Source organism: Labrenzia sp. THAF35 (genome assembly GCF_009363595.1).
GTDB classification, from domain to species: domain Bacteria; phylum Pseudomonadota; class Alphaproteobacteria; order Rhizobiales; family Stappiaceae; genus Roseibium; species Roseibium algicola.
Window position 1 is genome coordinate 3,716,880 of sequence record NZ_CP045380.1, and the last position, 11,289, is coordinate 3,728,168.

10 protein-coding genes are annotated in these 11,289 nt (G+C 58.2%); 3 read left to right on the forward strand and 7 right to left on the reverse strand.

Features of this window, described 5'->3' with window-relative positions; translation table 11 throughout:
* Positions 1-138 precede the first annotated feature (138 nt).
* Positions 139-1,176, forward strand: coding sequence for a phytanoyl-CoA dioxygenase family protein (locus tag FIU93_RS16995; RefSeq protein ID WP_152506253.1), 1,038 nt, complete (start codon positions 139-141; stop codon positions 1,174-1,176).
* A gap of 220 nt (positions 1,177-1,396) precedes the next feature.
* On the opposite strand, the gene FIU93_RS17000 is transcribed toward FIU93_RS16995, so the two are convergent.
* The 6 genes from FIU93_RS17000 to FIU93_RS17025 all read right to left on the reverse strand — a co-directional run bounded on the left by FIU93_RS17000 (position 1,397) and on the right by FIU93_RS17025 (position 8,915).
* Entirely contained in the window at positions 1,397-1,987 is a 591-nt protein-coding gene (locus FIU93_RS17000) for a DUF1131 family protein (RefSeq protein ID WP_023000961.1), read from the reverse strand.
* Positions 1,988-2,151: 164 nt separating this feature from the next.
* Positions 2,152-2,733, reverse strand: coding sequence for a TIGR00730 family Rossman fold protein (locus FIU93_RS17005; protein ID WP_023000962.1), 582 nt, complete (start codon positions 2,731-2,733; stop codon positions 2,152-2,154).
* A gap of 103 nt (positions 2,734-2,836) precedes the next feature.
* On the reverse strand, positions 2,837-4,225 hold the full coding sequence (locus FIU93_RS17010; RefSeq protein WP_152506254.1) for a dipeptidase: 1,389 nt from the start codon (positions 4,223-4,225) through the stop codon (positions 2,837-2,839).
* Positions 4,226-4,374: 149 nt separating this feature from the next.
* A complete protein-coding gene (locus tag FIU93_RS17015; RefSeq protein WP_209010151.1) occupies positions 4,375-6,267 on the reverse strand; it encodes a mechanosensitive ion channel family protein in 1,893 nt (630 codons plus the stop codon).
* A gap of 132 nt (positions 6,268-6,399) precedes the next feature.
* Entirely contained in the window at positions 6,400-7,347 is a 948-nt protein-coding gene (locus FIU93_RS17020; RefSeq protein WP_152506256.1) for a cation transporter, read from the reverse strand.
* A gap of 8 nt (positions 7,348-7,355) precedes the next feature.
* Positions 7,356-8,915 (reverse strand): helicase HerA-like domain-containing protein, encoded by a 1,560-nt coding sequence (locus FIU93_RS17025; RefSeq protein ID WP_152506257.1) that lies wholly within the window; start codon positions 8,913-8,915, stop codon positions 7,356-7,358.
* Between the two features lie 220 nt (positions 8,916-9,135).
* Here FIU93_RS17025 and FIU93_RS17030 point away from each other — a divergent pair, with 220 nt between their 5' ends.
* Both FIU93_RS17030 and FIU93_RS17035 read left to right on the forward strand, forming a co-directional pair.
* The gene (locus FIU93_RS17030) at positions 9,136-9,528 is read left to right on the forward strand and encodes a DUF2780 domain-containing protein (RefSeq protein WP_055656631.1); all 393 of its coding nucleotides are present in this window, start codon (positions 9,136-9,138) and stop codon (positions 9,526-9,528) included.
* A 44-nt stretch (positions 9,529-9,572) separates the two neighbouring features.
* Complete coding sequence (locus FIU93_RS17035; RefSeq protein WP_023000968.1) at positions 9,573-9,980, forward strand: DUF4332 domain-containing protein; 408 nt, start codon at positions 9,573-9,575, stop codon at positions 9,978-9,980.
* A gap of 213 nt (positions 9,981-10,193) precedes the next feature.
* On the opposite strand, the gene FIU93_RS31720 is transcribed toward FIU93_RS17035, so the two are convergent.
* Positions 10,194-10,895, reverse strand: coding sequence for a helix-turn-helix domain-containing protein (locus FIU93_RS31720; protein WP_006939443.1), 702 nt, complete (start codon positions 10,893-10,895; stop codon positions 10,194-10,196).
* Between the last annotated feature and the right edge of the window lie 394 nt (positions 10,896-11,289).

Here is an 11,289-nt window from a genome sequence, read left to right on the forward strand (position 1 = left end):
GCCGCCAAAGGGTGAAGACGCCTTCGCGACGCGTACTGACGGCGCAAAACAGCGCCGAAACGGATGGAAACATTGAAACCCGCAGGCAAAAACGTGTTAGATACACGCCACTTCGATGAAATTCATTTTTGGTGCTGCATGACACCCTTGTCCTATCTGAAAGCCCCGTTCTGGGTTCTGGGTCTCGCCGGAACCGACAAGTCTCCGCGCAAGAATCCGCTTCTGGGAAGCGAGAGGCTGAATACCTGGGGCCTGCACAAGAAAAGAGTGCAGCTTGCGGCCGATCTTGCAGCATACAGACGCGCGAAGCTGGCGCATCTGGTTGATCGGGACCAGCAGGCTTTCTTCGATGAGAACGGCTATTTCCTGGTCAAGAACTTCCTGCCGGAAGAAACTTTCCGCCAGCTCAAGGAAGAAGTGTTCAACCAGCCGTTCGAATCGCGGGAGATGCGCCAGGGCCAGGCAGTGACGCGGATGACCTTGCTGCCGCCGGAGGTGTTGCGCAAAAACGCTGCGTTGGCTCAGGCGGTGCGTGATCCGCGTGCGATCAACATGATCCGCTATGCCGCCTCGCAGGGCGGACAGCCACTCAACTTCATTCAGACGGTCCTGGTAGAACCGTTGAAGGTGAAGAAAAAAGATCCGCAGTCCGATGCTCACGCCGATACGTTTCACGCGACGTCCAAGGCCTGGCTATTCCTGCAGGACGTCGGCGAGGAAGACGGGCCCTTCTTCTTCGTCCCGGGCTCACACAAGCTCACGAAGGAGCGGCTGGAATGGGAGTATGAATGCTCCCTGAGCGCAGCCAAGGACCTGAGGTCTCACCATGCCAGCGGGTCTTTCCGGATCAAGGCGGATGAGCTTGCCTCCCTTGGCCTGCCGCAGCCCAAGAAGATGGCGGTGCCGGAAAACACGTTGATCGTGGCCGATACTTTTGCCTTTCACGGCCGTACGCCGTCCGACAAACCGACAGTCCGTTCGGAAATCCACTGGCACATGCGCCGTAATCCGTTCCTGCCGTGGACCGGCGGCGACCTTAAATCCATGCCGGGTTTAAAGGATCGCGGCATGCCAGTTCTGATGGATCTTGCGGATGTGGCTGAAAAGACGCTGAAGCAGCGCAACGTGTGGCGCAAGGTGGGCGAAGTCATGGTGCGCTCGCAGCCGCACGTGTGAGGGCTGAGGTGTCTTCTGATTTCTTCGTTTCAAAGATCCGATAGTCAATTGTTCCCATCCAACCTCATCCTGAGGAGGACCATCAGGTCCGTCTCGAAGGATGGGACACCTGCTCAAGAGTGTGCCGCCCATCCTTCGAGACAGCGCTTTCGCGCTTCCTCAGGATGAGGGGGAAATTGGGGGTGATCTGTCGGAATGAACCTGGCCGGCCGTGTAACCGTCAGCTCTTCGGCGTCCAGAGGATCCGCTGGAGCTGTGCATCGAACAGGTCGTTTTCAGCCGGAAGGCGGTCAAACGGGCCGTCGTAGCCCGGGATCGCGTAAACCAGTTCCACGTTCGGATGGCCATCGGAATGGCAGATTGCCATACCACGCCACAGGTTCTGGCCGACACGGCAATCGGCACGTGAGGAGCCGATTTCGGAGAAGGTCATGCCGATCCGTTCGCCGTTCGGGCCCTGCAGGTGGTGTGTCACACCGTGGACGGTGCGGACCTTGCCGTTCTGACCCTTGAACACCTGCAACACCTGAAAGCCGTCACTGTTGAAAGCTGCAAGTGCCCACTCGGTGGAGTTTTCGTTGGCGGTTTGAATGCCTTCGGTGGTGAAGCCGGGCAGGGCTGCCTCAATGGCTTTCTGGCCGTATTGGGTTTCACCTGTAATGCCGCCGACATGATCTTCGGCGATTTGCACCAGCGTGATGTTGGATGTCCGCACCAGGCGCCCGGAAGTGCCGTCCAGATCCGCCGTCGGTGCGCAGGCCGCTCCCGTAAGTGCGAAAAGGCAGGCAAAACCGATAGCAGTTAGACGCATGATGATACTCGGGCTGATTGGGCTGCGCCGAAGTGCGCAGAAGCGATACGGGATTTACCAAGTAACGTCTTGTTTGCAAAGAGAGCGATGCCCCCTGTGGACAGTTCCCGAAAGTTGCAGGCAACTGCCGCAGGGGCATCAAGGCTTGCGTTTCAGCGTGCCTGTCAGGTCTCGTCCCGGTTGATCCATTTGGGTGCGGAAGGGGGCGTATAGTTTTCGAACTGGCGGATCATATCCAGCGGAGAACTGGCGATCTGCGCCATGTCGCGCATCACCTGTTTGGTGAAACCCTGCTCTGTCTGGTGATCTAGGAAGGCGATCAGGTGATCGTAATAGCCTTCGGCATTGAGGAAACCGCAGGGCTTCTTGTGATAACCGAGCTGGCCCCAGGTCCAGACTTCGAAAATTTCTTCGAGCGTACCAACGCCGCCCGGAAGGGCTATGAAGGCGTCGGACAAGTCTGCCATCATCGCCTTGCGCTCATGCATCGAATCCACGAGATGCAGTTCGCTCAAACCCTCGTGGCCGATTTCCTTGTCCTGAAGAGATCGCGGCAGCACACCAATCACCTTGCCGCCGGCTTCAAGTGCCGCGTCGGCAACGGTGCCCATCAGGCCGACCTTGGCGCCGCCATAGACAAGCGTGTAGCCCTGTTCGGCGATGGCGCGTCCCGTTTCGCGCGCAATATCCGCATATGCCTCGAGAGCGCCGTAGCTGGAGCCACAAAAGACGCAAATGGATTTCATGTCTGTTCTCCGGTCACTGAGGTGGCAGGCTCTGCCCTCAGGAATTTCGATCGTGTTCGATCCATGACACGCGGGCCCGCGGGCCCGCGTGTCATCTTCAAGGTCAGTCTTTGGCCAACTCGTCCAGAACCCGGGCCCAGGAACGGATGCCCTTGTGGAAGCTGGTCAGGTTGTATTTTTCGTTCGGCGAATGGATCTGGTCATCTTCCAGACCAAAGCCGATCAGCAGCGAATCCATGCCCAGCATGCGCTTGAAATCACCCACGATCGGGATCGAACCGCCCATTCCGATCAGCGCAGCATCCTTGTCCCATTCCGCCTTGAGGGCTGTCTTGCCCTTCTCCAGCGCAGGCATCGCAAAGTCGAGCCTGACGGCAGGGCTGCCTTCCTTGGCAATGAAATCCACCGTGCAGTCTGCCGGGATCTTCGAGCGCACGTAGGCGCGGAAAGCTTCCTGGACCTTGTCCGGGTCCTGATCGCCGACAAGGCGGAAGGTGAACTTGGCATGTGCTTCGGCCGGAATCACGGTCTTGGAACCGGCACCCTGGTAACCGCCCCACATTCCGTTCACTTCAACGGTCGGGCGGGTCCAGAGGTGTTCAAGCGGCATGCGGTCCTTTTCACCGCGCGGATATTTCAGGCCGACCTCGCCGAGGAATTCCTCGACCGAGAAACCGAGCTCGTCCCACATCTTGGTGACTTCTTCCGGCATGTCGATGACGCCGTCGTAGAAACCGGGCAGGGTCACCTTGCCGTTCTCATCGTGCAGGCCGGCAATGATCGAAGCGACGATGTGGTTCGGGTTTTGAGCCGAGCCACCATAGGAGCCGGAATGCAGGTCGCGGCTGGCCGCCTTGACGATGATCTCGTCGCCGACCATGCCGCGCAGCATGATGGAGATTGCCGGTGTTTCAGCGTCCCACATGCCGGTGTCACACACGAGCGCAAGGTCGCAGGACAGTTCGTCCTTGTTGGCTTCAAGGAATGGATGAAGCGACGGCGAACCAGACTCTTCCTCACCTTCGAACAGGATCGACACGTCGAGCGGCAGATCGCCGGTTTCTTCCAGGTAGGCGCGGGCCGCTTCCACGAAGGTCATCAGCTGACCCTTGTCGTCGGCGGAACCGCGGGCAACGATGATCTTGCTGCCGTCCGGCTTTGTCTCGATGGCAGGATCGAACGGATCGCGCTTCCACAGGTTCAGCGGATCGACCGGCTGAACGTCGTAGTGGCCGTAGAACAGGACATGTGGTCCCGGCTTGCCGGACTTGCGATGACCGACAACCATCGGATGGCCGGTCGTGTCGCGTACCGATGCTTCAATGCCGATGTCGTTCAGTTCTCTTGCCAGCCATTCCGCAGCCTCGCGGCACGGAACCTTGAAAGCCGGGTCGGTGGAAATGCTCTTGATCTTGAGGAGGTCGAACAGTCGGTCGAGGCTGTTGTCGAGATTGGCATCGATGCGCGCCAAGACCTTGTCGATGGAACTCATGACGGATCCTTGAATTTTTGAACAGATAGGAGCAGGCCCGATGGACTCGGGCAATGTGAGAAGGCCCTAACAGGCCATATCGGCGCGCGTAGCGCAATTGCTTATTCAGGAAGCAGAAGACGGCCCGCAAAGCGCCAGCCGCCGATCCATCAGGCGGCGTGGATCTCTTTCTCACCGGTGGCAGGTGCTGTGTCACCGGCCGTCTGTTCGTCCTGCAGACCCTTGTCTTGCGACAGATAGACGGTCGAGGAGGGATAGGCGATTTCAGATCCGTTGGCCTCGACGATCTCCCTTATGCCGAAGAGCAGTTCTTCCTGGATTCCCTGAAACGCTGCGACGGTGGCTGCCTGCACATAGGCATAGACGTCGACCGTGACAGCGTAATCGTCAAAACCGATCAGACGCACGCGAAGCGGATCTTCGATTACCTTTTCGTGGACGAGGAGATAGTCGTGGATCGCTGCCAGAACGCGCTTCAGCGATGCCGGGCTCGTCTCATACCGCAGTTTGAGCTTGTGTCGGAAGTGAAACTGGTCGCGATAGCTGTAGTTGATGATCTTTCGTTTGGCGAGATCGGCATTGGCAACGGTAATGAGTGTTCGGTCGAGCGCCCTGATACGGGTTGAACGGATGCCGATGGATTCCACGGTGCCCGCCAGATCGTCGAACTGGCAGAACTCGCCGACGCGCACCATCCGGTCAGCATAGAGAATGATACCGCCGATCAGGTTTTCGATTGTCGGCTGGGCGGCAAGGGCAATTGCAAGACCGCCCACACCGAGACCGGCGATGACACCGTAGATCGGAATGCCGATCTGAGTTGCGCCATACCCGAGCACGATCAGCGCGATGGCAAGGGAGAAGACCCGGAAGCCGGTGCGCAGAAGGCTGACGTCAAGTCCGTCTCTTGCAGCCCCGGCACTGCTGGAAAACCAGACGTAGAACAGCTGCAGAAGCTGATAGACCATCCAGGCGGTCGCCGACCAGATGATGGCTGTCGTCGACGTTCCGACTGCCACCAAAGGCATGCCTGTGATGTTGATCTGATCTTCGCACACATAGCGGAAGAGACTTGCGGCAAGGATCACGACAACCGGATTGAGGATCGCGTGGACGATGCGGGTACCTTCGTTAACGGAGACCGCACGCCACCTGCGCCAGCGAACGTAATATCCGAACACGACCGCGTAGAGGACGAGAAGTCCTCCAAGCGCCAGCCACTGCCAATACGCCTGATCGGCAAAATGGTACTGAAGCAGGTCAGGCCCGGCTTCAATGACGTCATACCAGAGCGGTGCAATCAGGTTGCCGGGGGTGTAGGTGTAGTATTCAAAGAGGTCTTCCCCGCGATCCGCGGTGATGGGCAGAACCCGTACAACTGCATAGTCTTCGGGAATGCGTTCAACGGAGGACCTGGAAAACAAGTACTGTCCGCGCAGTTCCCCTTCATCCTGGCGCAGCAGGTTGATGCTGGTGCCGGGAATGGTCCAATGGTCAGGCAAATCCGCCGCGTTGCCGGCCTTTCGCGAGCTGCCTGCAGGCGAGCCGGGAATGTCTTCGAAAAGCGGCGCCGGGATCCTGTCCAGGATCTCCTGAAGCTGCAGTGCAATCTCGACGCTGGCATTTTCCCGGGAAGTCACGGGAATGCCGCTGAGGTCGAAAGTCTGCGCGGCTTTTGAAAGTAGCGCACGTACCAGAACCAGTTTTTCCTCTTCGCTGTCCGACAGGAACAACCGGTTGCTGTCATCATAACTGTCCCGAACCGACATCCAGAGCGTGTTCACTTCGTTCATGATGTAGACGAAGCTTTCCAGTGTCGCACGCGGACTGGACGTGTCGGGTGGAGAAATCGGGTTGTCGCGCAGGTACTCCCGGGCGCGGGCCACCCGATTTTGATCCAGTGATCCTGCCCGCTCTTCCGTACTGGTGGGGGCTGCGCCGGGCTCCTGTGCACGGGCCATCGGTGCGCCGGTCAGGAGAACAGCAACCAGGGACAGCAGGAAAAGCAATTGCAGAGCCGAACCGAAGAGGCGCTGTTGCAAGCACTCAGCTTTGTATTGCGGTTGTGGCCGATTTTCTCGGTAACGCATGTTGCCCCGTCTGCCGTTGTTTCAATTGCAGCCTTAACGGGAAGGGGTAACTATCCTGTTACTCAGGGGATAATGGGGGGCGCATCACTCCTGAACCGGATTGGTGTAATCGCTTGCGGTGAGGACAATTTCCACCCTTGCAGGCCCGATGACATCTTCCAGCCGGGCGGAGAGAATGTCGCGGAACGTGTCTATGTCTTCGGCACGAACGGGTTTTTCGGGGTCGAGATAGACGGCCACCCAGTGCATGCGCCCTGCCTGAAGGACAGCTGCCCGATGCAGGCGATAGCCTTTTTCGCGGGCAAGGTCCCTGGCAGCCCGGGCGACCTTGGCATAGGTGCTGCTGGGGGCGCTGACGCCGGCAAGGTCTGCCAGCGTCGTGCGGAAGGTCGAAAGCGGCTGCCAGATGATCGCCAGGATCAACACCAGAACGATGACGGCATCACCGATCGGGACAAATGGTCCGAGAACCGTATCTTCCAGATAGGGCAGCGACAGAAGGGCTGCTCCCGATCCGACGCTGAGCGCACCGTCGATGAGGGCGGCGCGGGCTTCGGTCTTCAGGATGGCGCTGCGCTTGCCGGTTTTCCGGTAGGCACGGTGAAAGTTGAATGCAAGGCCAAGGCAGATGCTGACGATGACGACTGCGTAGACCGCGATCGGACCAAACACCAGTTCCGGGACAACGCCTCCGGAAAAGAAGGTCCAGATTTTCGAGATGGAGACAAAGGCTGCGAAGACCAGCACGCCGATGAGGATGAGGCTCCGGAAGGTGACATAGAGTACCTCGTCGAAATCGTGTCCCCAGGGTCTGGAGCGAGTTGGTGGCAGGCCAACCCTTGCCCCGATACGAGCGGCCGCAATGGCGGAGATGAAGTTGACCGCCGAATATAGACCGTCCACCAGCATGGCGTCAGACCGGGATACCCAGGCGGTCAGAAGGCCGGCAACGGCCATGAACAGGTTGGCCCATTTGCCGATGACAAGCGCCTTGCGCTCGGTCTCCAGATTTTGGGCCGCGGTTGCCGGCATCGCTTTGTCTAGTTGCCTCTCTTCAGCGAACCGAGCAGGCCCCGAACCAGCGCACGGCCGAGCGAGGAGCCGAGACTTCTGGCTGCGGACTTGAGCCCGGCTTCCAGGGCCGTGTCACGCTGGCCACGGCGGTTGCTGCGCCGTTCCCGGCTTTCCTGACGCGGCCTGTCATCGCGTCCGAAGTCGGGCAGCTGAAAACCGGATCGCGAGCGCCGTGGCTCGCCATGTTTCCTGGCGTAGCTGTCTTCCTTTTCCTGACGCCGCTGTTCCTGTCTCTGCGCTTCCTGCGCGCGTCCCATCAGGACTTCGTATGCCGACGTCCGGTCGCGGGTGCGCTCATAAGTGCCAAAGACGGGGCTGGACTGGATCAAGGACCGTCGTTCGGCCTGAGTGACGGGACCCAGCCGCGAACAGGGTGGACGGATCAGCGTGCGCTGAACAACGGACGGAATGCCTTTGCCTTCCAGGGTCGAGACCAGTGCTTCGCCGACACCGAGTTCCGTGATGACCCGTTCGGTGTTGAGATCCGGGTTGGGACGGAAAGTTTCCGCAGCTGCTCTGACAGCCTTCTGGTCACGCGGCGTGAACGCGCGCAGGGCGTGTTGAATGCGGTTGCCAAGCTGGGAAAGAACGGTCTCCGGTACGTCCAGCGGGTTCTGTGTAACAAAATAGACGCCGACACCCTTGGAACGTATCAGCCGGACTACCTGTTCCACCTTCTCGATAAGTGCCTTGGGAGCATCGGAAAACAGAAGGTGGGCTTCGTCGAAGAAGAACACCAGCTTCGGCTTTTCCGGATCACCGACTTCGGGCAGTTCCTCAAAGAGTTCAGATAGCATCCAGAGCAGGAAGACGCCATAGAGCCGGGGAGCGGACATGAGCTTGTCCGCAGCGAGGATGTTGACGACACCCCGGCCGTCCGGCGCGGTGCGGATGAAGTCACGGATGTCGAGGGCCGGTTCTCCGAAGAAGTGTTCTCCGCCCTGGCGCTCCAGCACCAGAAGCCTGCGCTGAATCGCCCCGACGGACGCCTTGGAAACGTTGCCGTAGATCGTGGAAAGCTCGGAGGCACGTTCTGCCACGTGGGCAAGCATTGCCCTGAGGTCTTTCAGATCCAGCAGCAGCAGGCCTTCATCGTCGGCCAGCTCGAACAGGACGTTCAGTACACCTTCCTGCGTATCGTTGAGTTCCAGCAGTCGGGCGAGGAGCAGGGGCCCGATCTCGGAAACGGTGGTGCGGATCGGATGGCCTTGCTCGCCGAGCAGGTCCCAGAACACCGTGGGGAACGCTTCGTAGGTGTATTCGTCGGCGATCCCGACATCGCTGGCGCGTTTTTCAAGAAAGTCCTTGGAAACACCCGCGGTTGCAAGTCCGGACAGGTCGCCCTTGATATCGGCGCAGAACACGGGAACACCGGCCTTGGAAAAGCCTTCGGCAAGGATCTGCAGCGAAACGGTCTTGCCGGTGCCTGTTGCTCCGGCAATCAAGCCATGGCGGTTTGCGAGCTTGAGCGTGAGGGTTTCTTCCCTGGTGCTGGCGCCGATGAAAATACTGTCTTTGACCGTCACGATTACCCCCGAATCCCTGCATCTTGCCGCAGCCTAGAGCCTTTCGCTGCCAGATTGAAACATTCTGTTGCCGGGCGGCATTGGACGAGCGTGCGGGCTGCATGCGGCATAGTCGAGCAGAAAAGACATTGCCCATCGACGTGGGCACCTCGAGACTTGTATAGAGAAGCCAAACGGGCGCCGGATGACAGGGCGTCAGTCATTTGATCAGGAGATTTTCATGGACGAGCTCATCCAGCGGATCATGGCAGCAGCAGGCATCGAGGAAGATGTCGCCAAGAACGCCATCGGCATCATTCTGGGCTTCTTGAACAAGGAAGGTCCGGAAGACAAGATGCAGCTCATCTTCGACGCTTTGCCCGGAGCGAAGGATCTTGTCGATGCGCGTGCGGAAGCCGGTTCCGGCGGCGGGTTTTTGAGTGGTCTTGGAAGCATGATGGGCGGTGGCATGGGCGCCATGGCGGCACTCAATGAATTGACAAATGCGGGCCTCGACATGGATGGCGTGCAAAGTGTTGTCAAAGAACTCGTCTCCTATGCTAAGGAAAAAGCAGGGGACGATGTTGTGAATGAAGTGGTTTCACAAATTCCGGGACTGAGCCAGATCGTCTGACTGTCCCAGGTTCGGTTGCCGGTTGATTAGGGAGTTCTGAGCGCATGTCTTATTCCATCGATGAAATCGAAGGTATCGGCCCAACCTATGCTGCAAAGCTGGGTGAAGTCGGCATCAAGACAACGGAAGCTTATCTGGAGCGTGCGAAGGACCCGAAAGGTCGCAAGGCGCTGGAAGAAGAAACCGGCATCGACGGCAAGCGGATCCTGAAATGGGCCAACATGGCGGATCTGATGCGCATCAGCGGCGTTGGTGAGGAATATTCCGAACTCCTGGAAGCTGCCGGCGTCGACACGGTGAAGGAACTGAAGCATCGCAATGCCGCCAACCTTGCGGAGAAGATGCAGGAAGTGAACGAAGCCAAGAAGCTTGTTCGCCAGGTCCCGAGTGAAAGCCAGGTTACCAAATGGGTCGATCAGGCCAAGGAATTGCCGCCGATGATGACCTACTGAGGTCGGCAAGCCGAAAAATGAAATGACAAAAAAGGCGTGCGGAAAGCGCGCCTTTTCCTTTTGGTGATTGGCATTTTGACCTTGTTGCCCGGCGTGCGTGCCTGGCGTGGTCTCATCTGACCCATGTTGTTTTGCATCCGAGCCAGAACAAAAAAGGCGCACCGAAGTGCGCCTATTGTTAGCCCCTGGAAGCTGTTGGCTGGAGAAGCAGCGTTACACGCTGATCTGGCCGTAACGAAGCGCTTCGACCACGGTGTGGGTCTTGTTGGAAGCGTTCAGCTTGACACTGGCATTCTGCAGGTGAGCGTGGACAGTGCGCTGGGAGATGTCGAGCACGTCTGCAATTTCGCCGGCTGTCTTGCCATAGGCTGTCAGTTCCAGAACCTTGCGCTCACGGGTCGACAATGCGCCCGGTCGCTGTCCGGAAATCACGCCAAGTTCGCGCAGGCGCGAGAAGGCAGCAGCTGCTAGTGCTTCCAGATTGGAAAGATCGTATTTGTTGACCTGAAGAGCAGGGCCGCTTGCAAACACGAATGCCTGGAAAGGATAGAGTTCCGTTACCGGGATGACGAGAACCTGACTTCCTTCCCCGGCTGACGCGAGAAGGTCGGAATGTTCCATGTCACCGGCGGAGATTGTCCAGACGCGAGCCCGGTTTGAACCGAGGCCAAGCATCAAGGCGCTGTCATTTGCAGAAAGCGAAGTGCTTTCAATTCCGTCATTGCGTTGATCGGGCCACCGGAACCGTTGTACGAGGTTGTCGATCGGGCGGTTCGGCATCGGCAGGCCGGTAATGAGGATATGCGTCGCCCCCATGCGTCGAAGGTTCGATTCCAAAATATCGAGAACATGATGGGCGGCATTTGCTTCCGAGATTGCTCTCAGCTTGCTCTTCAATTCCGTTTGATCAAGCATTGTGCACATCCTTTGCGGCTTGGGTGGCCGCGTCTTTGCGGGTGTCCGTACGCGAGCCGGAACATCCGCTGATGGGTGAAACCCGTTCCCGCCAAACCTATTCAGGTAAGTGTCGGATCCGGACGCCGCGCATTTCTTATGAGGGTAGAATTTCCCATGCGTCAGCACCTATACGCTACAATACAATTGATGATCGTACCAATAGGGAAAACTGGCAAATTTAGCTTATTCCGCCAAAAAATTGACAAGTTGGCGCCTAGAAGAGGCCAAATTGTCTTTCTGAGAAGTGTTTAACGTCTTCGTAAGTGTAAGTCGAAAAACGCAATTTGTAGATAAATTTTTATTTTGCGCGTCTAATTAATTCTACGAGCGAATCGCAAGTCGGAACTGGCTC